The organism is Weissella koreensis KCTC 3621 (assembly GCF_000277645.1).
Genome location: NZ_AKGG01000011.1, coordinates 77627 through 100499, shown reverse-complemented (window position 1 = coordinate 100499; position 22873 = coordinate 77627). Strand labels below are relative to the sequence as shown.

Annotated in this window: 22 protein-coding genes; 19 read left to right on the top strand and 3 right to left on the bottom strand. The window is 36.0% G+C overall.

Annotation, left to right across the window (positions count from 1 at the left end; all coding sequences use genetic code 11):
* The first annotated feature begins 51 nt into the window (after positions 1 to 51).
* The 6 genes from obgE (at position 52) to JC2156_RS03615 (ending at position 8919) form a co-directional block, all read left to right on the top strand.
* Positions 52 to 1362: a GTPase ObgE gene (gene obgE / locus JC2156_RS03640; protein WP_006845489.1), complete on the top strand. Its 1311-nt coding sequence runs from the start codon at positions 52 to 54 to the stop codon at positions 1360 to 1362.
* A 21-nt stretch (positions 1363 to 1383) separates the two neighbouring features.
* Positions 1384 to 2055, top strand: a complete 672-nt coding sequence (locus JC2156_RS03635) for a YigZ family protein (protein ID WP_006845488.1) — start codon at positions 1384 to 1386, stop codon at positions 2053 to 2055.
* A gap of 142 nt (positions 2056 to 2197) precedes the next feature.
* The gene (gene parE / locus JC2156_RS03630; RefSeq protein WP_006845487.1) at positions 2198 to 4309 is read left to right on the top strand and encodes a DNA topoisomerase IV subunit B; all 2112 of its coding nucleotides are present in this window, start codon (positions 2198 to 2200) and stop codon (positions 4307 to 4309) included.
* Positions 4310 to 4330: 21 nt separating this feature from the next.
* Positions 4331 to 6802: a DNA topoisomerase IV subunit A gene (gene parC / locus JC2156_RS03625; RefSeq protein ID WP_006845486.1), complete on the top strand. Its 2472-nt coding sequence runs from the start codon at positions 4331 to 4333 to the stop codon at positions 6800 to 6802.
* A 67-nt stretch (positions 6803 to 6869) separates the two neighbouring features.
* A complete protein-coding gene (locus tag JC2156_RS03620) occupies positions 6870 to 7778 on the top strand; it encodes a manganese-dependent inorganic pyrophosphatase (protein WP_006845485.1) in 909 nt (302 codons plus the stop codon).
* A 130-nt stretch (positions 7779 to 7908) separates the two neighbouring features.
* Positions 7909 to 8919, top strand: a complete 1011-nt coding sequence (locus JC2156_RS03615) for a diacylglycerol/lipid kinase family protein (RefSeq protein ID WP_155815915.1) — start codon at positions 7909 to 7911, stop codon at positions 8917 to 8919.
* A gap of 131 nt (positions 8920 to 9050) precedes the next feature.
* Here JC2156_RS03615 and rnjA read toward each other — a convergent pair whose 3' ends face one another.
* The 3 genes from rnjA to JC2156_RS03600 form a co-directional block, all read right to left on the bottom strand.
* A complete protein-coding gene (rnjA, locus tag JC2156_RS03610) occupies positions 9051 to 10730 on the bottom strand; it encodes a ribonuclease J1 (RefSeq protein WP_006845483.1) in 1680 nt (559 codons plus the stop codon).
* Between the two features lies 1 nt (position 10731).
* Positions 10732 to 10950, bottom strand: a complete 219-nt coding sequence (locus JC2156_RS03605) for a DNA-directed RNA polymerase subunit epsilon (RefSeq protein ID WP_006845482.1) — start codon at positions 10948 to 10950, stop codon at positions 10732 to 10734.
* A 225-nt stretch (positions 10951 to 11175) separates the two neighbouring features.
* The gene (locus tag JC2156_RS03600) at positions 11176 to 11925 is read right to left on the bottom strand and encodes a M15 family metallopeptidase (protein ID WP_006845481.1); all 750 of its coding nucleotides are present in this window, start codon (positions 11923 to 11925) and stop codon (positions 11176 to 11178) included.
* A 136-nt stretch (positions 11926 to 12061) separates the two neighbouring features.
* On the opposite strand from JC2156_RS03600, the gene JC2156_RS03595 reads away from it, so the two are divergent.
* The 13 genes from JC2156_RS03595 (at position 12062) to JC2156_RS03535 (ending at position 22836) form a co-directional block, all read left to right on the top strand.
* On the top strand, positions 12062 to 12556 hold the full coding sequence (locus tag JC2156_RS03595; RefSeq protein WP_006845480.1) for a hypothetical protein: 495 nt from the start codon (positions 12062 to 12064) through the stop codon (positions 12554 to 12556).
* Between the two features lie 65 nt (positions 12557 to 12621).
* The gene (locus tag JC2156_RS03590) at positions 12622 to 13233 is read left to right on the top strand and encodes a peptide deformylase (RefSeq protein WP_006845479.1); all 612 of its coding nucleotides are present in this window, start codon (positions 12622 to 12624) and stop codon (positions 13231 to 13233) included.
* Positions 13234 to 13239: 6 nt separating this feature from the next.
* On the top strand, positions 13240 to 13524 hold the full coding sequence (locus JC2156_RS03585) for a UPF0223 family protein (protein ID WP_006845478.1): 285 nt from the start codon (positions 13240 to 13242) through the stop codon (positions 13522 to 13524).
* Entirely contained in the window at positions 13525 to 14322 is a 798-nt protein-coding gene (locus JC2156_RS03580) for an inositol monophosphatase family protein (RefSeq protein WP_006845477.1), read from the top strand. It begins immediately after the preceding gene.
* Between the two features lie 89 nt (positions 14323 to 14411).
* On the top strand, positions 14412 to 16253 hold the full coding sequence (gene typA / locus JC2156_RS03575) for a translational GTPase TypA (protein WP_006845476.1): 1842 nt from the start codon (positions 14412 to 14414) through the stop codon (positions 16251 to 16253).
* Between the two features lie 273 nt (positions 16254 to 16526).
* Positions 16527 to 17663, top strand: a complete 1137-nt coding sequence (locus JC2156_RS03570) for an FtsW/RodA/SpoVE family cell cycle protein (protein WP_238530584.1) — start codon at positions 16527 to 16529, stop codon at positions 17661 to 17663.
* A 2-nt stretch (positions 17664 to 17665) separates the two neighbouring features.
* Entirely contained in the window at positions 17666 to 17977 is a 312-nt protein-coding gene (locus JC2156_RS03565) for a YlbG family protein (protein ID WP_006845474.1), read from the top strand.
* 12 nt (positions 17978 to 17989) lie between these two features.
* The gene (gene rsmD / locus JC2156_RS03560; RefSeq protein WP_006845473.1) at positions 17990 to 18541 is read left to right on the top strand and encodes a 16S rRNA (guanine(966)-N(2))-methyltransferase RsmD; all 552 of its coding nucleotides are present in this window, start codon (positions 17990 to 17992) and stop codon (positions 18539 to 18541) included.
* Positions 18542 to 18544: 3 nt separating this feature from the next.
* A complete protein-coding gene (gene coaD, locus JC2156_RS03555; protein WP_006845472.1) occupies positions 18545 to 19036 on the top strand; it encodes a pantetheine-phosphate adenylyltransferase in 492 nt (163 codons plus the stop codon).
* Positions 19037 to 19044: 8 nt separating this feature from the next.
* The gene (locus JC2156_RS03550; RefSeq protein WP_006845471.1) at positions 19045 to 20115 is read left to right on the top strand and encodes a SepM family pheromone-processing serine protease; all 1071 of its coding nucleotides are present in this window, start codon (positions 19045 to 19047) and stop codon (positions 20113 to 20115) included.
* Entirely contained in the window at positions 20115 to 21116 is a 1002-nt protein-coding gene (locus JC2156_RS03545; protein WP_006845470.1) for a nucleoid-associated protein, read from the top strand. The genes JC2156_RS03550 and JC2156_RS03545 overlap by 1 nt, the downstream gene beginning before the upstream one ends.
* A 218-nt stretch (positions 21117 to 21334) precedes the next feature.
* A complete protein-coding gene (locus JC2156_RS03540) occupies positions 21335 to 22114 on the top strand; it encodes a transporter substrate-binding domain-containing protein (RefSeq protein WP_006845469.1) in 780 nt (259 codons plus the stop codon).
* Between the two features lie 23 nt (positions 22115 to 22137).
* A complete protein-coding gene (locus JC2156_RS03535) occupies positions 22138 to 22836 on the top strand; it encodes an amino acid ABC transporter permease (protein WP_006845468.1) in 699 nt (232 codons plus the stop codon).
* Positions 22837 to 22873: the final 37 nt, after the last annotated feature.

The window sequence follows — 22873 nt, the reverse complement described above, 5'->3', positions numbered from 1 at the left end:
AGTTTAACGGCTCTAATCACATGATTAGATAGAGCAGAAGGGGGTACGACGATGGCATTCGTTGACCAAGTAAAAGTTTTTGTTAAAGGTGGAAAAGGTGGCGATGGAGCTGTTTCTTTCCGACATGAAAAGTATATTAATATGGGGGGACCTTTTGGTGGTGACGGCGGAAAAGGTGGCGATGTAATCTTAGTTGTAGATGAAGGTTTACGCACTTTGATGGATTTCCGATACAAGAGTCACTTTAAGGCTACACCTGGTGGTAATGGTGCTACTAAAGGGATGACTGGTGCATCAGCCGATGACATGATTATCCGAGTTCCACAAGGGACGACAGTTACTAATGCTGAAACTGGTGAATTAATCGGGGACCTAGTAGATAAAGATGATCGATTGGTCGTAGCTGCTGGTGGACGTGGTGGACGTGGAAATATTCGTTTTGCTTCACCAAAGAATCCAGCACCTGAAATTGCTGAAAATGGTGAGCCTGGTCGCGAACTTGATATTCGAATGGAATTGAAAGTCTTAGCTGATGTAGGTTTGGTTGGTTTCCCATCAGTTGGAAAATCAACGCTTTTGTCAGTAGTAACGGCTGCTAAGCCTAAAATTGCTGAATATCACTTTACGACCTTAGTTCCTAATTTAGGAATGGTCCGATTAAATGATGGACGTGACTTTGTAATGGCTGACTTGCCTGGATTGATTGAGGGAGCTTCAAATGGAGTTGGATTAGGAATTCAATTCTTGCGTCACGTAGAACGAACTCGTGTCATTCTCCATTTACTTGATATGAGTGGTGTTGATCCTGATTCTGATCCATATGACAATTATAAGCAAATCAATCATGAATTAGCCGAATATGATCCAGCTTTGTTAAAGCGGCCTCAGATTATTGTTCCAACGAAGATGGACATGCCTGATGCAGAAGAAACTTTAGCAACATTTAAAGCTAAATTGGCACAAGATCCTGATTTCGATCAAGATACTGTCATTATGCCAATTTCTTCATTAACACGTGATGGATTGGAACCACTTTTGCAAAAAACGGCCAATGTTTTGGATGAAACAGATGCCTTTATTGCTCAAGAGATGCAATCAGCACCTGAAGAATTGACAATGTATGAGTATAAAGAAAATGAGCAACCATTTGAAATTGTCCGTGAAGATGATCATTATTGGATTTTGACTGGGGATGAGCTGGAAAATCTATTCCAACGAACTAATACTAATTTCACAGAATCATTAATGCGTTTTGCGCGTCAATTACGTACAATGGGAGTAGATGATGCACTTCGGCGAGCCGGAGCAGAGAATGGGGATACTGTTCAAATCATGGACTTCCAATTTGAATTCGAAGATTAAAATGATTGGGGGCTATCAAACGTGGATACAACGTATATCACTATCGAGAAGTCTAGTTTTGTGTATGAACAAATTATAAAAAAATCACGTTTTATTGTTCAGATGCAACGTGTGCAAAATGAAACTGAAGCCCAAGATTTTATCAAACAAATTCAAAAAAATCATAATAAAGCTAATCACAATGTTTGGACATATGTTTTGGGTCCTCATTCTGAAATTCAAAGAGCTTCCGATGATGGTGAACCTAGTGGAACAGCAGGCACACCAATGTTGGAAGTATTAAATAATAATCAGCTTCGGGATGTTGTAGTAGTCCAAACCCGTTATTTTGGGGGAATTAAGTTGGGAGCTGGTGGCTTAATTCGGGCTTATGCAGGGACGTTAGCTGATGCCATTATGGCGGGTGGCTTAGTGCAAAAAATTTTGCAACAAGAACTCGTCATTCAAATTGACTACCCTCAATTTGAAATAATTAAATATTGGTTAGCAGAGCATGCTTTGGATCTTAGTGAAACTGTTTTTACTGAAAAAGTCACTATGGTGGTACCAGTTAATTTAGATGCCTTGAATAGTGTGATGGAACAACTACGTGATTTAACCAAAGGTCAGGCAGAATTATTTAAGCGGGATCAAATTTGGCATGAAGTTCCATTTCAACGGGGTATTAGTGGTCAAACTCAAACGCGTTATTAGGTTTAAATTTAATTAAAAACAATAAAAAACGTTGCAACAGCACTTAAAGTCGTGGTATTTTTGACTGTGAGTGCTTTTTATAGTTACGGTGGTTAATCTTTCATATTAACCTTTTTATAAAATAATGAAGGTAGGCAAACAGATGGTAAAGACAAATACCTACGATGAAAATGATATTACGGTTTTAGAGGGCTTAGATGCCGTTCGTAAGCGTCCAGGTATGTATATCGGTTCAACGGATGGAAAAGGATTACATCATTTAGTGTATGAAATTTTTGACAATGCTGTTGACGAGGCTTTGGCCGGTTTTGGTAATGAAATTAACGTTTCAATTGGCGCAAATAATTCGATTAAAGTTATCGATCATGGACGAGGAATGCCTGTTGGAATGCACGCTTCAGGTAAACCTACACCAGAAGTTATTCTGACAGTTCTACATGCTGGTGGTAAATTTGGTCAGGGTGGATATAAAACTTCCGGTGGTTTACACGGAGTTGGGTCATCTGTTGTTAATGCGTTATCATCTAGCTTAATGGTTACAATTGTCCGAGATGGTTTTAAATATCAAGAACATTTTATTAATGGTGGTCACCCAGATGGAACTTTGAATAACCTAGGTAAAACTAAGGAAGGCAATGGAACAACTGTCGAATTTCAACCAGATCCTAAGATTTTTTCAACCACTAATTATAATTTTGATATTTTAGCTGAACGTTTACGTGAATCAGCGTTCTTATTAAGTGGGGTTAAAATTACTCTTACTGATGAACGCGTTGGACAAGAAAAAAGTGAAGAATATAAATATGATGATGGAATTCGTTCATTCGTGAAATATTTGAATGAAGATAAGACGACGATGGGCGATGTTCTTTACTTTGATGGGACTGAAAAAGGAATTGAAGTTGAAGTAGCAGCTCAATATAACGATGGTTATTCAGAAACTACAATGTCATTCGTTAATAATGTGCGAACATCTGGTGGCGGAACGCACGAGGTTGGATTACGTTCAGCTTGGACTAAAGCATTTAATGAATATGCCAGAAAAGTTAATCTTTTAAAAGAAAAGGATAAAAACTTGGAAGGATCGGATGTTCGAGAAGGATTATCAGCTGTTATCTCGCTTCGAATTCCAGAAGAATTACTTCAATTTGAGGGCCAAACGAAGGAAAAATTAGGAACACCAGAAGCACGCTCAATTGTAGATAGTGTTGTTGCTGAACAATTAGGCTTTTATTTGATGGAGAATGGAAATTTCTCTCAAGAATTAATTCGTAAATCTTTAAGAGCCCGTGAGGCTCGTGAAGCTGCTCGTAAAGCGCGTGAAGATGCCAGAACTGGTAAAAAAAGGGGTAGTAAAGACCGTGTTTTATCAGGTAAATTAACCCCTGCTCAATCAAAAAATGCCAAACATAATGAACTGTTTTTGGTCGAGGGTGATTCTGCCGGTGGTTCGGCTAAGCAAGGACGTGATCGTAAATTCCAAGCAATTTTGCCATTGCGAGGAAAAGTTTTGAATACTGAAAAAGCTAAATTAGCTGATATCATGAAAAATGAAGAAATTGCGACTATGATCTATACGATTGGAGCTGGTGTCGGTTCTGAATTTGATGTCAGTGCATCTAATTATGATAAAGTTATTATTATGACCGATGCCGATGATGATGGGGCACATATTCAAATCTTGCTATTAACATTTTTCTATAAGTATATGCGGCCGTTGGTTGAAGCTGGAAAAGTATATATTGCTTTGCCACCATTGTATATGCTCAGAAAAGGAACTAAGAAGCAGACGATTACTTACGCTTGGACTAACGAGCAGCTGTTAGAAAAACAAAAAGAAATTGGCCGCGGCTATACCTTACAACGATTTAAGGGGCTAGGTGAAATGAATGCTGAACAGTTATGGGATACCACAATGAATCCAGATAGCCGGACATTAGTTAGAATTACGATTGATGACATCATGTTAGCTGACAAGCGTGTAACGACCTTAATGGGTGATAAAGTTGAGCCACGACGTAAGTGGATTGAAAGTAATGTCGCATTCTCTTTGGCTGATGAAGCTTCACTTTTAGATAAACAAAAGGAATTTAATGAGGCTGATGAAACATCAAAGGACGTTGTTGATGAAGCACAGTTAACAAAAGTTTCGGCAGAAATTGATCCAATTGATAAGGATGCTGATGCTAATCAAAATGATGATATTTTACCTGGTTTTTTTGAGCCAGAGATTGAAACTTGGGATAAAGATTAAAGAGGAAAGGAGGTATTCATTATGTTAGAAAACAAGCAAGAAGGAACGATTCAAGAATTGTCATTAGAAGCAGTCATGGGTGATCGTTTCGGTCGTTATTCAAAATATATTATTCAAGAACGAGCTTTACCAGATATTCGTGATGGGTTAAAACCCGTTCAGAGAAGAATTTTGTATGCAATGAGTAAAGATGGAAATACTTATGATAAGCAATTTCGTAAATCAGCCAAGTCGGTTGGAAATATTATGGGTAATTTTCACCCGCATGGTGATTCTTCAATTTATGAAGCGATGGTTCGACTATCACAAGATTGGAAATTACGTGCTCCTTTGATTGAAATGCATGGTAATAATGGTTCAATTGATAATGATCCGGCCGCTGCTATGCGTTATACTGAAGCACGTTTATCAAAACTTTCTGGTGAAATGCTTCGTGATTTAGAAAAAGAAACCGTTGAGATGGTGCTTAACTTTGATGATACAGAGTATGAGCCAACTGTTTTACCTGGTCATTTCCCTAATTTACTAGTTAATGGAGCTACAGGAATTTCAGCTGGATATGCTACAGAAATACCACCACACAATCTAGGTGAAGTGATTGATGCCACTGTCTATCTTTTGAGTCATCCTGATGCAGATATTGATCAATTAATGGAATTTGTCAAAGGTCCTGATTTTCCAACTGGTGCCATTATTCAAGGAGCCAGTGAATTAAAGCGAGCTTATGAGACTGGGAAAGGTAAAATTGTTGTCCGTGCTAAAACACAGATTGAATCAATTAAAGGTGGTAAGCAATTAATCCGAGTTTCGGAAATTCCATACGAAGTTAATAAAGCAGCCCTAGTACATAAAATGGATGAACTCCGTTTGAATAAAGAAGTAGCTGGATTAACTGAAGTTCGTGATGAATCTGATCGAGATGGATTGACGATTGCAATTGAAATTGCGAAAGATGGTAATGCAGAAGGAATCTTACAATATCTATTTAAGAAAACTGACTTACAAATTACTTATAATTTCAATATGGTTGCCATCCATAAGGAACGACCAGTCTTATTTAGTCTTAAAATGGCATTAACAGCCTTTATTGAACATCAACGTGAAATCATTATGAAACGGACTGTCTTTGATTTAAGAAAGGCACAAGAACGTATGCATATTGTTGATGGGCTAATTAGAGCGCTCTCAATTTTAGACCAAGTTATTAAAACAATTCGTGCTGCAAATGACCGGAAAGGTGCCAAGCAAGGCTTAATTGATCAATATCAATTTACGGAAGAACAAGCGGAAGCAATTGTAACGCTACAACTATACCGGTTGAGTAATACTGATGTTACGCAGTTGCAAGCAGAAGCTAAAAATTTGAGTGACTTGGTTGAAAAGTATCAATTGATCTTGAGTGAACCAAAAGAATTAAATAAAGTCTTAAAGCGTGAATTATCGGCTATTAAAAAGGAATATTCAACACCTAGATTAACTGAAATTCAAGCTGAAGTGCAAGAAATCAAAATTGATAAAACTGTTACAATTGCTGATGAAGATGTTGTGATGTTGATTTCTAAATCTGGTTATGTAAAGCGTTCTTCACTTCGTTCATTTAGTGCTTCAGGTAATGATAATGGATTACGTGATGATGATGAGCCAGTATACCTTGAAAAGGTTAACACCCTGCAGCATGTTTTCATTTTTACAAATTATGGAAATGTGATCTATCGGCCAATTAACGAAATTCCAGAATTTAAGTGGAAGGATGCTGGGGAGCATCTTTCTCAAACAGTTAGTGATTTGAGAAATGATGAAACTATCAGTCAAGTTGTAGTGTTAGATGATATTGATAAATTAAATGGTCAATGGTTGGTTGCTTCAAATGAAGGCTATATTAAGCGAGTTGATTTCGCTACTTTGACCCCTCGTAGTAATTACAAGAAGCGATTAATTCCACTAATTAAATTCAAAACAGCGACTGGAAAAGTTGCCTTATTGCAATTTATTGAGCCTAAAGCTCAACTTGATCCAGCTGATGTCATATTGATTACTCAAAAAGCGCAAGGATTATGTTATAGCTTGGATGAAGTACCAGTTCAAGGTAATCGAACAGCTGGCGTAAAAGCAATTAATTTAAATTCTGATGATCAATTAATAGGTGGCGGATTTGTGCAAACTAATATGGCGATTCATTTGATTTCAAATCGAGGAGCTTATAAGTTGATGAAGACTGATGAAATTCCAGTGACATCGCGTGCTAAGAAGGGCGTAGCGGTGATGCGTGAATTGAAGAAGGATTCACATCAAATTGTTACTATGATTTTAACGCCAATAAAAGAAATGCCTCAATTAAGCATTACAACTAATCAAAATCAAATTGTGTTGATTAATCCAAGTGAACACTCATTTGGACAACGTCAAAGTAATGGAAGTTTCGTAATTGAAATATCAAAAGTAGGAATACCAACTAATATGAACATTAATAGTTCAGAATTAATTTTGAATTAAAGATGTAGAATTTGTCTGATTATAGTAAAATATAAATATAATAAAACCTAGAAAGTTGGAGTTAAAAATGACAAAAAAATTAGTCTTTGGACATCAAAACCCTGATACAGATACAATTGCATCTGCAATTGCGGCATCATATTTATTAAATCAAACTATGGGAGAAGAAACTGAGCCAGTCGCATTAGGTGAGCCAAATGCGGAAACTCAATTTGCCTTGGATTATTTTAAGGTAAAGCCACTACGCGTTATTGAAAAAGCTGAAACTGAACAAGTTTATTTGGTTGATCACAATGAAGCAGCACAATCAGCTAAAAATATTGATGAAGTTGAAGTGGTTGGGGTATATGACCATCATAAGATTAATTTTAGTTCTGATGCCCCTCTTTGGTTTATTAATATGCCTCTAGGGTCAGTGGCTACAATTTTGTATTATGAATTTAAGAAAAGTAATATTGAGATTCCAAGTGATGTTGCTGGAATGATGGCTTCAGCTATTATATCTGATACATTACTTTTGAAGAGTCCTACCACAACTTCAATGGATCAACCTGCTTTAGAAGCCTTGGCTGAAATTGCTGGAATTAAAGATTATGAAGCATATGGATTGGAGTTGTTAAAGGCTGGAACTGATCTTTCAAGTCGAACAGCCCAAGAATTGATTGATGGAGATGCTAAGTCATTTGACTTCAATGGACATACTTTCCGTATTGGGCAAGTTAATACTGTTGATATTGACGAAACCTTGGAACGGCAATCTGAACTAGAATCTGCTATGCAAGCTGAAGGATATGATAACTTCTTGTTTGTTATTACGGATATTTTAAATTCAAATTCAAAGGCACTTTATTTGGGAGATGCTTCTAATGAAGTCGCCAAAGCTTTTGATACTGATATTAAGAATAATGTTATTGACTTACCCGGAGTTGTTTCGCGTAAGAAGCAAGTTGTTCCACCTTTGACTGCTGCATTTTAATTTTAATAAAACCAAAGCTTATAACATAAAATAAGCTTTGGTTTTTTGTTAGTTTATATATTAAGAATGTGAAATATATGGTTTATTTGCTATAAAAAACCAAAAGAATAAGGTATAATAAAATAGTTTTGTGTATGAGAATACACAAGCCGAATATTTGAAGTTAGGAACGGTTAGATTCATGGAGAATAAATATCAATTTATCATAAATCCCGTTGCTAAATCCGGAAAATCGGTAGAAAACTGGGAACTTTTAAAAGATGAGTTAATCTCTGAATCAATTGATTTTGATTTCTATATTAGTAAAGATCAGCATGACCTAGAACGTTGGATTAAACGATTTTTAAAGCGTCAAGAAGAACAGTCCATCCAATTAGTGATAATGGGCGGGGATGGAACCTTAAATTTAACGATTAATGCCATTTTAGAGCGAAATAGCGAATATCATCAGCCAATTGCATATATTCCAGATGGATCTGGGAATGACTTTGCCAGGGCTCACGGAATATCGGTTGATCCGATGGCTTCGTTGCAACGAATTTTAAAGAAAACAAAACAAAATATAGAAAAACCTTTAACGATCGATTTAGGGATCTATGAAAATATTAAAGATCATAAACGTAAATATTTTGTAAATAATTTAGGTGTTGGATTTGATGCTATGGTCGTTAGTATGACAAATCATTCACTAGCGAAAGTTTGGTTAAATAAGATGGGTTGGGGAAGCTTGGCCTATCCGTTACTAATTTTAAAAGTTTTAACTGAACAAGATTCTTTCGCGGTTACAGTGAAAGGCGAAGGCCGATTAGCCGATTTTTATGAGAATGCTTATTTAATGACGGTTTCAAATCACCCATATTTTGGGGGTGGAGTAAAGATTATGCCAGATGCTGATCCACATGATGGTAAATTAGATTTAATTATTATTGAAAAGCCTAAGAATAAAATTAGATTACTCAAAATTGTTAAAGCATTATTGAAAAATAAATTATACGATCAACCAGAAGTTCATCGCTATACAAATAAAAAATTAGAATTTCAAACCCATCGTTTAGAATTAGCTCAAGCGGATGGAGAAGAATTAGGTGCACATATTTATAACTATCGGTTTACTTCAAAAACATTAGATTTTTGGTTATAATAATGTGTTCTATTTAAATCAATATTAAATTAAAACAAAAGAGACTCGAACATAATTGTTTGAGTCTCTTTTGTTTTATGGAGTATCAAAAAAGGAATCGAATTTAAATTCGATTCCTTCAAAGCTTGACTTTAAATCATGATAAACATGGGTAAAATAAGGGGGCGACGCTTAGTTTGACTGAATAAGAAACGTTGTAGTTTTGATATAACAGCATTTCTGATTGTATTTTCGTTGGCATTTGGTTCGCGCATTGCGGTTAAAATAGCCTTAAAAATTTCGCGACGTCCTTCATTGATTAATTCTTCTGATTCGCGCATGTAGATAAATCCACGTGAAAGAATGTCAGGCCCAGATGTTATTTCTTGATTTTTTAAATCAATGGTAGCAACGACAACAACAAGTCCATCTTGGGATAACATTTGTCGATCTTTTAGCACTGCAGTACCAACATCACCAATTCCATTACCGTCGACATAAGTGTCGGCAGCAGGGAAATGATCAGCTACTCGGGCTGAATCAGCGGTTAGTGCTAATACGTCTCCGTTATCCATGATAAAGATGTTTTCAGAAGGTACACCAACTGCCTCACCTAATCCCGCGTGGACTTTAAGCATCCGATATTCACCATGGACTGGCATAAAGTATTTAGGTTTCATAAGAGATAACATCAATTTTTGTTCTTCTTGACCACCATGGCCAGAAGTATGAATGTTATTGATCTTACCATAAATTACATTGGCACCGGCTTCTTCTAGCAGATTGATCACGTGATTAACTGATTGAGTATTTCCAGGGATCGGCGAAGAAGAGAAGATTACAGTATCATTTGGATGAATTTTAATTTGCTTATGAGTTCCGTTAGCAATACGAGCGAGGGCAGCCATTGGTTCTCCTTGAGAACCAGTCGATAGGATTAACACTTTTTCAGGTGGTAATTTATTGGCCTCATGGGCGTCAATTAACATATCTTCAGGAATATCTAAATAACCTAAAGCTAATCCGTTTCTGACTGCTGTATCCATTGAACGCCCGAAGACAGCAATTTTACGACCATGCGCTAAAGCAGATTCGGTAGCCATTTGAACTCGAGACATATTTGAAGCAAAGGTAGCAAATATAATTCGACCAGTAATATCATCAAATAATTGATCAATTGTTTTACCTACCCAGCGTTCAGACTTTGAAAACTCAGCACGTTCGGCGTTAGTTGAATCCGACATTAATAAGAGAACACCCTCAGCACCCAAACGTGCCATTTTTTGCAAGTTAGGTGGCTGGTGGGTAGTTGGAGTCAGATCAAATTTAAAATCACCTGTCTCGACAATTACGCCAACTGGTGTATGAACTGCGACTCCAAATGTATCGGGAATCGAGTGGGTAGTTCGGAAAAACTCAACTGATAATTCACCGAATGTTAAAACATCATCTTCGCCAATGATATTTAGTTCAGTACGGTTAGTTAGACCATGTTCTTCTAATTTATTTGTGATCAGAGCAGCTGCTAGGGGACCAGCATAAACTGGTACGTTTACAGCTTCCAAGAAAAAATGAATGGCTCCAATATGATCTTCGTGCCCGTGGGTAATTACCAAACCGCGCACTTTATCAATATTTTCTACAAGATATGAATAATCAGGAATAACATAATCGATTCCTAATAGTTCATCTTCTGGAAACTTAACTCCGGCGTCAATGACGACGATGTCATCACCATATTGTACGGCATAAGTATTTTTCCCGATTTCTCCTAGACCACCTAAAGCATAAACTGCTGCTTCATTAGGTTGTACATCAATATCCATTGCCATATTAGAACTCCGTTAATTTAAACCGTTCACCAAGGCTTTGTTGCTCATAAGTCAACGCAGCCTCAGAAAGCTCTTCGATTTGCTCAACATTGTATTCGGTGTTAGTTTCAACCGCCAAACGAGCAGTTGGTAAATCAGGTGTCTCAATGTAAAGTGACTTAGTGCTTTCCCGCTTGGGGTTTTGAGTCTTAGTTGGTTGGAAATAAACTTTGTAAATCATATTGATTTAGCTCCTTTTAATAAAATAATTTTTTTCTGAGCCCTTTTCATCGTTTTAAAAGACTCGAAATGTGCTAACAGAAATGTTTCCTGACTAATATTGTAACATGAATTAAGGTTTAAGTAATAATAGAACCCTTGGGTTAGGCGTAAAAGTGAAATGAGACCTATTAAAAAATCCCATAAATCAAACTATTTTAGTCTAATTTATGGTATTATATATATTTTATTCATTAACCGCTAGTTGATCTTGACTAGCATCTGGATGGTAATCACCACCCTTTACACCAGTATATTCTTCAAGTGTTGAAATCTTTTTTTTATTCATTGTAGTAGCATTGTTAATGCCAACATAGCGGAGATGCCATTCTTCACCAATATAACCGGTTTGTGTGCTGGAATGTCTAGGGAATCGGATAATAAGTCCATACTTATAAGCGTTATTTTGCAACCATTTGTACATCTTATCATCCGTTGGTAGCTGACCATTTTGACCAGTTAAATCAAAGGCTAAACCACTTTGATGTTCTGAGTAACCTGGACGAGCAGAGAAAGTATCGGCTTCCTTTTGACCATGATTTGCGACATAATTATTGTATAATGTTGTTTGATATTGGTATGATCGATAACCAGAAACTTGGTTTGAAATTGGAAAGCCGGCTGCTTGAAGGGCTGCAATGATTTCATTCTTTGCTTGATTAGCATTTTCGGAAAGACCACCTCCATCAGGGTTATTAGTATCTAAAGCGCCTTTAAATGGATTATAATCTTGAGTTAGAGGATGCTTTTTATTTACTACTAGTAAATTATGATCCGTATGGTAGGTCGGTTTTGTCGCAAGACTGCTTTTTTCTTTTGTTTTAAGAATAGTCTTATTTTGCATAGTGGGTTGATTAATGTGGTGATTCCAAGCCCATATTAAACCGATCAGTAAACAAATGATTAACGAAAAAGTTAATAATCTTTTTTTTAACATCTTACTCTCCTTCAAAATTCGTAGCTAGTATGCAATATTATACTTTAAAACACAATAAATTAGTAATGATATGAACAATAAACATAGGTATGTTAACCTATGCAAAAATATTAAGGTATAGCGGAGGAAAAAATAAATGACAATAGTCTTAATTATCGGGGCCATTATTATCATTGGTATTTTATTAACGATTAGAATTAAGCATCTTGTTGGCCGTCGTAAGACAGAAATTGAAATTATTCATTCTCAGCAGTTGGTGAATGAGGCTATTAATTATTTATTTAAAAATACGACGTTTGAGCATGGATTAAAGTTACCAAAGAATATCAATTCAACATTAACTGCTAATATTTGGGGTCATAATGTTATGGCGTTTGAAATTAAAATTTATTATGAGCAACGGTTGGATCCAAAAGAACTACAACAGCATTTTAATAATGATTTAAAGCAATATTGTGCTGATAAAAATCTACCTAAACTTGATACTGAGATTGCACCAATTGTTATCACTGATTTATGGTATGACCAAATTCATCCCATTTTGCATATTGATGTTGCAAATGTAAGCAACCAGCAAACCGTTGCTTATTTACATGATCTAAAGAAATTAAACCAACCATTTCAAACATAACTTAAATTCACAAATTAGGTTATAATTAAAGTTAATGATAAAAACGTATATGGAGGCGTACATAAATGTATCTAATGAAAGATATCGTCCGAGACCCATCAGAAGTCTTGCGACAGCAGGCTGGGAAAGTCGAATTTCCTTTAAGTGCTGATGATCAGGCTGCTATGCACAATATGATGGAATATCTAGTGATTAGCCAGGACGAAGAATTAAACGAAAAATATGATTTGCGACCAGGAGTTGGGCTAGCAGCCCCTCAAGTTGGCATATCAAAGCAGTTCTCAGCTATTTTAATTCCTGAAGAAGATGAACAAGCTTGGGATGATGAAGCTGAAGATTTTGAAGATAGTGTGGAAGAAGAGGAACCTAAGTATTTCTTCAAAGGAGTGATCTTTAATCCAGTTATTATTCGACAATCTGTTAAGCAATGTGCTTTAACTATTGGGGAAGGTTGTCTTTCAGTTGATGAAGATCGACCTGGTTATGTTCATCGTTCATATCGAATTACAGTTCGCTATCAAGATGAACTAGGTGAAAGTCACGACTTGAAGTTGGAAGGTTATCCAGCAATTGTGTTCCAACATGAAATTGATCATTTAAAGGGAACTCTTTATTATGATCATATTAAAAGTGATGAACCATGGCATCAAATTGATAATGCCAAATATTTGGGGTAATAAAATATGAAAAGTGATTTAAATTTCGACTATCCCCTTTTGAATGGGTGGTCAAAAGATGACATTATTAAAGTCAGCGCACTTTATTCATCAGTGGCAAAAGCTTATGAAGGTGGAGTTGAAGTAGACAAGTTGCTAAATGCGTATCAAGGCTTTAAATCGGTTGTAACTAGCAAAAGTGAAGAAAAACAACTTGGTCGGCAATTTGAAACGACTTCAGAATATAGTATTTATCGGACAATTCAAGCAGCGCGCCAAACTAATAAAAAGGTTTTGATGATGGAGGCCTAGATGGACAAATTGCCGATTAATAATGCGCAATTGGATACCTTAGTTTTGGAATGGATGGATGAAATTCGTCAATTTATTTTGAAAGAAATAAAAAATCCATTAACTATTAAAACTAAAAGTAATGCCCGTGATTTAGTCACTAATTTAGATCGTACTGTTGAACAAATGTATATTGCAAAGATTAAACAATTAAATCCAGCAGCTCGAATTTTAAGTGAAGAGGGATTTGGGGATGAAGTTAATAATCTAGACGGCCCAGTTTGGATTATTGATCCTATTGATGGTACGATGAATTTTGTCAAACAACATGATGAATATGCTTCCATGCTAGCTTATTTTTATGATGGCGAGGCTCAAGGAGCTTGGATTATGGATGTTGTTAAAAATGAAGTCGTTCATGGGGGGCCTACACAAGGTGTCCGATTAAATAAAGCCACAATGGAAGAACCGACTGAGAATAAATTAGATCAAAGTATAATTTCTTTTTCAGGGACTCATTTGTTATATGATCATTATCAATATCAAAACATTGCCCGAATGGCTCTAGGTTATCGGGTTTATGGTTCCGCGGGTATTTCATTTATTCGGCTATTAAAAGGTCAATGTGGAGGATTTACCAGTGTCTTAAAACCTTGGGATTTTGCGGCAGGATTAGTCCTATGCCGGAGTCTAGGGTTACAAGTAGAAACACTTGACGGTCAACCGTTAGACATGTTATCATCAAATGTCATCTTAGCATCTCAAAAACAGGTTATGGCAGACATTAAAATGTTGACAAATACGTCAAGTAACCTTTAAAAGGTCAATTTGGCGTTTTATTTTGTGACATTTGGTGTAGAATAGTAAAAAGAAATTAAAGTGACGAAAACGTCAAGGAGAACAGGAATTTGGCAAAACGCGATAATATTCGTAACATTGCAATCATCGCCCACGTCGATCATGGTAAGACCACGTTGGTGAATGAATTATTGAAGCAATCAGATACATTGGATGCTCGTAATAACATTACTGATCGAGCAATGGATACAAACGATCTTGAAAAAGAACGTGGAATCACAATCTTAGCTAAAAACACAGCCGTTAAGGTTGGAGATAAGCAAATTAACATCGTTGATACTCCCGGCCACGCTGACTTCGGTGGTGAAGTTGAACGTATCATGAAGATGGTTGATGGAGTTTTGTTGGTTGTTGATGCCTTTGAAGGAACAATGCCACAAACTCGTTTCGTTTTGAAAAAGGCTTTTGAACAAAACTTAACTCCAATTGTGGTAGTTAACAAAGTTGACCGTCCAGGGGCTCGTCCTTCTGAAGTAGTCGATGAAGTTTTGGATTTGTTCATTGAGCTTGGAGCTGATGAAGAACAATTGGAATTCCCAGTTATCTTTGCTTCAGCTATGAACGGAACATCTTCATTAGATCCAGAAGTTGATAAGCAAGAACACACAATGAAGCCTGTCTTTGACAAGGTATTCGAAACAATTCCAGCCCCTGAAGATAATTCAGATGAGCCATTGCAATTCCAAGTTGCTTTGCTTGACTATAATGACTTCCTTGGTCGTATTGGTATTGGACGTGTCTTCCGTGGAACTATCAAGCTTGGTGATTCTGTTGAAGTTATGAAATTAGATGGAACAACTCAAACTTTCCGAGTTACTAAGTTGTTTGGATTTATTGGACTTGACCGAGTTGAAATCGAACAAGCCGAAGCTGGTGACTTGATTGCACTTGCTGGAATGGAAGAAATTTCAGTTGGTGAAACAGTTGCTGATCCTGAGCATCCTGAAGCATTGCCTGTTTTGCGTATCGATGAACCAACTTTGCAAATGACTTTCCGTCAAAATGACTCACCGTTCGCTGGTCGCGAAGGTAAGTTTGTAACGGCCCGTCAAATTGAAGATCGTCTTCGTCGAGAATTGCATACTGACGTTTCTTTGCGTGTTGAAGATACTGATGAAGCTGGTGCTTGGTTAGTCTCTGGTCGTGGTGAATTGCACCTTTCTATCTTGATTGAAACAATGCGTCGTGAAGGCTTTGAATTACAAGCTTCTCGTCCACAAGTTATCTATCGTGAGATTGATGGCGTTCAATCAGAACCGTACGAATCTGTTCAAATTGATACACCAGATGAATATGCTTCATCTGTTATCGATTCATTGAACCAACGTAAGGGTGAAATGTTAAACATGGAAGCTATGGGAAACGGACAAACTCGTTTGTCTTACGTAGCTCCTTCACGTGGTTTGATCGGATATTCAACTGAATTCTTATCAGCAACCCGCGGATATGGAATTTACAATCACACTTACGAAGACTACCGTCCAATCGTTCGTAACTGGGAACCAGGTCGTCGTAATGGTGCCTTAGTTTCAATTACACAAGGAACAACGACTAATTACGCCATCATGGGTGTTGAAGATCGTGGACAAATGTTCGTTGGAGCTGGAGTTGAAGTTTATGAAGGAATGATTGTTGGAATGAATTCACGAGATAACGATATCTCTGTGAACGTTACTAAGTTAAAGCCACAATCAAACGTTCGTTCTTCAAACAAGGATCAAACTTCATCAATCAAGACTCCTCGTGAGATGGGATTGGAAGCTTCTTTGGAATTCTTGAACGAAGATGAATATGTTGAAGTAACTCCAGAAAACGTTCGAATTCGTAAGGATATCTTGAATACTTCTGAACGTGAGAAGTATGCTAAGCGTCGTAAGATGTCTCAACAATAATATTTAATAAAAGTTAAAAAGGATAATATTTTAAATTTTAGGTGTTACGTTCATTGCGTAAATTTAAGTTTTAGAAAAATTATATTTTTAACATAAATCGAGAGACCGGGATAGTTTTTGTCCAGGCTCTCTTTTTATTTAAACTAAAATGGTTAAACTTCAATTAGAATCAGTATTTTTGCAGAAAAATTAGTATATAATATTATTATTAACTCTTTGGAGAAATATGAGGGGACCGGTTTGGTAAAATTATTTAAAAAAATACAATATCGGATGCGTTATTTTGACTGGTGGATTGCGATATTAGTCTTAGCGCTAATGTCTTTTGGAAGTGTAATGTCTTTTTCTGCCAGTGCTGGTATGTTAACGGGTACGCCGTCAGGTACATTATTTAAGCAACTATCATTTTATTTGATGGCTTTTATTATGATGCTAGTTGGTTATCATGCATCCAAAAAATGGATTGATTCATTAGGGGCTATTGCCTATATGATGTATTTCATCTCATTATTCTTGCTATTAACGACTTTTTTCTTTCCACCAATTAATGGAGCTAGAGGTTGGATTGTGTTGGGACCAATCTCTATTCAACCCGTGGAACTTTATAAGGTCTGTTTAATTTTATGGGGATCATTTGCCATGACCCGTAATCACGATAATAAATATAATTTTATACATCTTGGATGGATCAGATTTGCCTTTGTCTGTGTAATATTATTTCTTTTCCCAGATACTGGAGGATTCATTATTACCACTGGTATCATGGCCGTGATTATTTTGGCCTCAGGTGTAAAAAAAAGGTTTTCGGTAATCGTAATAACTGGAGTTATATTAATATGGCAAGTTGGATTACGGGCTTTAGAACCAATTTTGTCACTGTCTACACATTATAGCTTGCAGCGTTTTACTGCATATCTAAATCCATGGAAGTATGCGCAGACAACCGGAAATCAAGTTATTAATTCTTATTACGCCATTAGTAATGGTGGTTTATTTGGGCGTGGATTAGGACGTAGTTTACAAAAAAACAGTAATTTGCCAGAACCAAATACCGACTTTATTATGGCAGTAGTTAGTGAAGAAATGGGGGCTATTGGAGTTGCTTTGGTTGTCATAGCACTTGTTATTATTAGTTGGCGGTTGATTTATTTTGCATTCCGTACGCCTTCAATGCGTTATCGTTTACTATTGGTTGGATCAGCTAGTTACTTGTTACTGCAAATTATTGTTAATTTAGGCGGAGTCGTTGGAGCGTTACCAATTACCGGAGTTACTTTTCCTTTAATTTCAGTGGGAGGTTCGTCGATATTATCATTAGGACTAATGTTTGCCATTGATTTAAATGTGATTAAGCAAATTAAGATTGAAAAAGAATTGTATTTAGCTGATAAAAAGAAGGGACAGGCTTAAGAATGGAATTAGAAATTAAACCTCGTCGGAGTGTGATTGTTTATCTAAATAATTTTAAGCAAGCAAAACAATTACGACGCTTTGGAGTGATTGAATATATCTCAAATAAGTTGAAATATGCGGTTATTTATATGGATGAAGCTGATATTGAGAAAAAGCAAATTTTAATTAGTCGTTTAGGGTTTGTAAAATCAGTTGAAATTTCCAATTGGCCTGAAGTTGATTCAACTGTTGGTAGCAATCAAGATAGTGTAGCCTTTGCCGTTGATGAATTTGAATTAGCTGACATGGTTGGGGCTGATGATGAATTATAGGGGAAGGTTAAAATGCGAATTATAAGTGGAGATTATAGAGGCCGTGCGTTAAAGGCGGTCCCAGGTTCGGCAACGCGCCCTACCACAGATAAGATCAAAGAAGCTGTCTTTAATTTAATCGGCCCTTATTTTGATGGGGGTCGCTCATTAGATTTATATGCTGGTTCTGGTGGATTAAGTATTGAAGGGGTTTCACGAGGAATTGAAGAAGCGGTCTTAGTTGACCGACAATTTGCAGCAATTAAAACAATTCAATCTAATGTGGCGGTTACTAAGGAGAGCGAAAAATTTACCGTTATCAAAAGTAGTGCAGATCAAGCGATTCAACGCTTAAATGGACAACAGGCTTTTGATTTGTTCTATTTCGACCCGCCTTATGCTAAACAAACAATTCAAGCAGATGTTGAAAAGTTATCAGCAGCTAATTTAATTGCTGATAATGCTATTTTAATGGCTGAAACTGATCAGGAAGCACAATTACCAGATCAAATTGGGGGCTTCGAATTATGGAAGCAAAGAGAATATGGAATTACAGTAATTACAATTTATCGTTTTAAGGGGTGATTTATGATGCGTAAAGTTATTTTTCCAGGAAGTTTTGATCCGTTTACCCTGGGTCATTTAGATCTAGTGCACCGGTTGAGTGAACTATTTGATGAAGTAATTGTTGCGATTGGAAAAAATCAAGCTAAGTCAGGATTGTTTTCGGTAGAAGAGCGTAAAATTTTAATTGAAAAAGCGTTAAAAGAAGCTCAATTGACAAATGCTTCAGTGATTTCATATGATGGTCTCACAATGGAATTAGTTCATCAATTAGGAGCTAAGTCTATTGCACGTGGTGTTCGCAATGCGACTGATTATCAGTATGAGAAAAACATTGCTGAATTAAATCAAAAATTAGCTGATGCGGAAACTGTTTTTTTGATGGCTCGGCCAGAAAATCAAGCGATTTCTAGTTCTATGGTCAGGGAATTAGCCCATTTTGGCGCTGATATCAAAACCCTGGTGCCTAGTGATGTTGCACAAGCTATTAACCAAAAATACCAAAGAAGTGAGTAAAAAAGACAATGCGTCCTTTAAAAACAAAATATAAATGGCTGATTTGGTCGATTATTGCAATTTTATTAGCTGGTTTTCTCATGATGCCTTTACCGCTTTATAGCGAATCTCCAGGAATTTCAGTTGGGCTGAAAAACTTTATAAAAGTTGATAATAAAAAGCCTAATTTTAAGGGTGATTATAGTTTGACTGCTATTTCACTTAGCCAATTAACGGGGCTAGGCGCATTGATCACCTTAACTAATCCGCACGCTGACTTTATGACTAAAGATCAAGTTATGGCTGGTGCTACAAGCAGTGAAGAACAGAAAATAGATAAAATTGATATGGATACAGCATTTAATAATGCCAAAGCAGTAGCCCTAAAAAAAGCAGGAATTGATTACAAAGAAAATTTTAAAGGGGTTTATGTTCGATCGCTTCAACCCAATTCTAAGTTTAAAAAAGATCTTAAAATTGGCGATATGATTACTAAGATTAATGGAGAAAAGCAGGCAAGTGTTACTGATTTTCAAAGCACCATTCGCAATCATAAATTAGGTGATCCCATTACTATTACTTATTCCCGTAATAATAAGCAATATAATAGTACGCATCCAACGGTTTCCTTAGGCGGAGCTAATGCTAAAATACCGGGAATTGGGATCCTTTTGATTGATCATACAACAATTTCCACTAAACCTAAGATTACCGCTGATATGGGTAAAATTGGGGGACCTTCTGGTGGACTAATGTTTTCATTGGAATTGTATGAAGCTTTAAGTAATAATAATTTGGCACAAGGACGCTTAATTTCGGGAACCGGAACGATTGACCGTGAAGGTAATGTTGGTGAAATTGGTGGGATTGATAAGAAGGTTATTTCTGCAGGCGAGAGCGGTTCTAAGATTTTCTTCGCTCCATATTTAAAGGTGCCAGATAAGTATTTGAAGTATGAAGAAAAGCATCAAACCAATTATCAATTAGCTAAAAAAACTGCTCAAAAATACGAACCACAATTAAAAGTGGTTCCTGTATCTAATTTTCAACAAGCACTCGATTATTTAGAAGCACATCCAGTAAAAGAGGAAAATAAATAATGATTTTAAAACATGCGATTTTGCATATTCTCGATCAAGATGCTCATCAATTAATCTTGTCACAAAATGAAATGAATTTAGATCAAGTTAATTTACATGATTATCTTGAAAAACAAATTTCAAAGTTTAACTCAAGCGATTATCAAACTAGCCAGTTAAATGGAGATGATTATTTAGCTCAGGTTTTAGATGATAATAGTTCAGAGACTTTTGTAGAAAAAACTAGTCAATTAGCTCAAAAGTTATTTTCAATTATTAGCGATATTCCAGAAGTGCCAGGAAGTGATTTGTTAATTTCAGAATATAGTGATGAAGCTCATGATTATTTTGCATTGTTTAAATTAAACTTTACTCCACGTTTTGCACATATGGTGGATTATGAAGATGATATTTTAAGTAATAAGTTGATTGTCAATCAAGCTATTTTACCCAATGCTGGAACTGTACCTGATGAAGGCTTAATTATTGACTTAATGGATGGATCAGTTCGTCTAATTGAAAAGCATTTTCAACATAATGGTCAACGTATGGCCTATTTTGCCGAAAAATTTGCTCAATTGAATCTTAATCCAAGTGTTAAAAATGAGTTGCAGGGCTTAAAACAAGCGGTAAAACACGTGGCTGATAAATTTGATATGCCTTTACATGAGACTTTAGCGAATACTCAAGAAATTATTTATGAAAATGTTTCTGATCAAGGCGTAGTTTCGCCAGAAAAAATTGGAGATGCACTCTTCGATCAAAATTTTAGTGCTAAAGAGGTTTATCAAGAAGCACTAGAAAGCCGATCAATTAATCATGATATTAAAATTGATAATCCATTGAAGTATCAAAAAAAGTATTCAACACAAAAATTTGTTTTAGATTCGGGAATTCAAATTTCGATTCCAATTGAAGCCTATCAAGATAAAAATCAGGTTGAATTGATTAATAATCCTGACGGTAAAATCACATTGATGATTAAAGGTATTGATGATATAAAAAATAAATTTAATGCCTAATTTGACATTAAAATAAATCGTTGTACAATTAAGATTATCAAAGGGGAACTACTATGTTGAAAACAAAAACACAATTTTATATTTGTGGAACTTGGTTGCTTGATGGCAATTGAGAGTTTTTGGCGAGTAATTTGTCTTAATTTCTTGATAGTGAACAAGCACGCACTCATTTTATAATGAGGTCGTGTTTTTTTTATCGAAAAGAGGGGTAATTAGTAATGAAAAAGCATATTTTTAGTACACTTATTGTTTTCAGTTCAATTATTGGGCTCTTAGCTGGAAGCAATTTTACAGAACTACATGCAGATACTATCAAAAAAGGAACGTTAACGGTTGGTTTAGAGGGAACTTATGCACCATTTTCATATCGTGAAAAGGGTAAGTTAACTGGATATGAGGTTGATGTTGCCAAGGCAGTTGCTAAGGAAATCAATATGAAACCAAAATTTGTACAAACTAAATGGGATTCACTGCTAACTGGTTTGGATTCTAATCGTTATGATGTTATTTTTAATAACGTAGGAATCACTAAAGAACGTAAAAACCGATATTTATTTGCCGAACCATATTTATATTCTAAAACGGTATTGATTCAAAAACAAAATGGTAAATTAAAAACCTTAAAAGACATTAAGGGAAAGAAATTAGCACAGTCAACAAGTTCTAATTTTGGTCAAATGGCTAAAAAGAATGGCGCTAAGATTGTTGCTGTTCCGGGAATGGTTGAAGCAATGAATTTGATTGATTCAGGTCGTGCTGATGCTGAACTAAATGATGCTGGAGCCTTTGAATTATGGCATCATAAAAATCCGGATGTAAAAGTTAAGGCTGTTAAAATGGATAGTGAAATTCCAGCAGTTCCAGCAGCCCCAATGTTAAATAAAAATAATCCAAAGTTGCAAAAGCAAATTAATAAGGCAATTAAGGAATTAGCAAAAGATGGAACATTAAGTAAACTTTCAAAACAATACTTCAAAACAGATTTAACTAAAAAATAATTTAATTAAAGGTAGAACCTAGCATGGAATTTATTCAACTGGCTGTGAAATGTTTACCACAATTATTTCAAGCCGCAATTTTATATACTTTACCACTCGCAGCAATTTCGTTTGCGTTGGGACTCATCATTGCAACTGGGACGGCCTTAATACGAGTTATGACAGCGCCTAGGAATCGATTATTGAGAATTATTATGATTCTGGTAAAAGGAATCGCATCTTTTTATATTTGGCTTTTCCGTTCGACACCAATGTTGGTTCAACTGTTTATTGCTTTCTATGGTCTCCCTAGTGCACATATCGATTTCTTTGCCAATGCATGGATTAGTGCCATAACGGTATTTTCACTCAACACGGGGGCGTATGCTGCAGAAACAATTCGTGCGTCAATATTATCAGTCGATAGAGGGCAGTTAGAGGCCGCTCAATCAGTCGGATTATCTAGAATTCAAGCCTATTGGTATGTGGTCTTACCACAGGCGGTACGCATTGCAATCCCACCATTGAGTAACTCATTAATATCACTAGTAAAGGATACGTCCCTGGCTAGTGTAATTACGATTGTAGAGACATTTTATCTCAGCCAGCAAATTGCTGCTGAGAATTATCAAACTTTATCTATGTATATTTTAGTGGCGATTGTTTATGCAGTTATTACGACGATTTTAACTTTTGTTCAACGATGGTTAGAAAAAAGAACTTCCCGCTATTTAGCATCATAATATAAATGAGGTCGGTTCGCTTAAACATAACGAAGGA

What these genes read in the sequence shown, in the direction of transcription:
- JC2156_RS03570 (WP_238530584.1), top strand. Translation starts at nt 16,527, where the DNA reads ATGCGTTATTTTGACTGGTGGATTGCGATATTAGTCTTAGCGCTAATG.
- JC2156_RS03600 (WP_006845481.1), bottom strand. Translation starts at nt 11,925, where the DNA reads ATGTTAAAAAAAAGATTATTAACTTTTTCGTTAATCATTTGTTTACTG.
- parC (WP_006845486.1), top strand. Translation starts at nt 4,331, where the DNA reads ATGTTAGAAAACAAGCAAGAAGGAACGATTCAAGAATTGTCATTAGAA.
- JC2156_RS03580 (WP_006845477.1), top strand. Translation starts at nt 13,525, where the DNA reads ATGGACAAATTGCCGATTAATAATGCGCAATTGGATACCTTAGTTTTG.
- JC2156_RS03620 (WP_006845485.1), top strand. Translation starts at nt 6,870, where the DNA reads ATGACAAAAAAATTAGTCTTTGGACATCAAAACCCTGATACAGATACA.
- JC2156_RS03590 (WP_006845479.1), top strand. Translation starts at nt 12,622, where the DNA reads ATGTATCTAATGAAAGATATCGTCCGAGACCCATCAGAAGTCTTGCGA.
- JC2156_RS03535 (WP_006845468.1), top strand. Translation starts at nt 22,138, where the DNA reads ATGGAATTTATTCAACTGGCTGTGAAATGTTTACCACAATTATTTCAA.
- JC2156_RS03565 (WP_006845474.1), top strand. Translation starts at nt 17,666, where the DNA reads ATGGAATTAGAAATTAAACCTCGTCGGAGTGTGATTGTTTATCTAAAT.
- JC2156_RS03585 (WP_006845478.1), top strand. Translation starts at nt 13,240, where the DNA reads ATGAAAAGTGATTTAAATTTCGACTATCCCCTTTTGAATGGGTGGTCA.
- JC2156_RS03540 (WP_006845469.1), top strand. Translation starts at nt 21,335, where the DNA reads ATGAAAAAGCATATTTTTAGTACACTTATTGTTTTCAGTTCAATTATT.
- coaD (WP_006845472.1), top strand. Translation starts at nt 18,545, where the DNA reads ATGATGCGTAAAGTTATTTTTCCAGGAAGTTTTGATCCGTTTACCCTG.
- JC2156_RS03550 (WP_006845471.1), top strand. Translation starts at nt 19,045, where the DNA reads ATGCGTCCTTTAAAAACAAAATATAAATGGCTGATTTGGTCGATTATT.
- obgE (WP_006845489.1), top strand. Translation starts at nt 52, where the DNA reads ATGGCATTCGTTGACCAAGTAAAAGTTTTTGTTAAAGGTGGAAAAGGT.
- rnjA (WP_006845483.1), bottom strand. Translation starts at nt 10,730, where the DNA reads ATGGCAATGGATATTGATGTACAACCTAATGAAGCAGCAGTTTATGCT.
- rsmD (WP_006845473.1), top strand. Translation starts at nt 17,990, where the DNA reads ATGCGAATTATAAGTGGAGATTATAGAGGCCGTGCGTTAAAGGCGGTC.
- parE (WP_006845487.1), top strand. Translation starts at nt 2,198, where the DNA reads ATGGTAAAGACAAATACCTACGATGAAAATGATATTACGGTTTTAGAG.
- JC2156_RS03545 (WP_006845470.1), top strand. Translation starts at nt 20,115, where the DNA reads ATGATTTTAAAACATGCGATTTTGCATATTCTCGATCAAGATGCTCAT.
- JC2156_RS03605 (WP_006845482.1), bottom strand. Translation starts at nt 10,950, where the DNA reads ATGATTTACAAAGTTTATTTCCAACCAACTAAGACTCAAAACCCCAAG.
- JC2156_RS03595 (WP_006845480.1), top strand. Translation starts at nt 12,062, where the DNA reads ATGACAATAGTCTTAATTATCGGGGCCATTATTATCATTGGTATTTTA.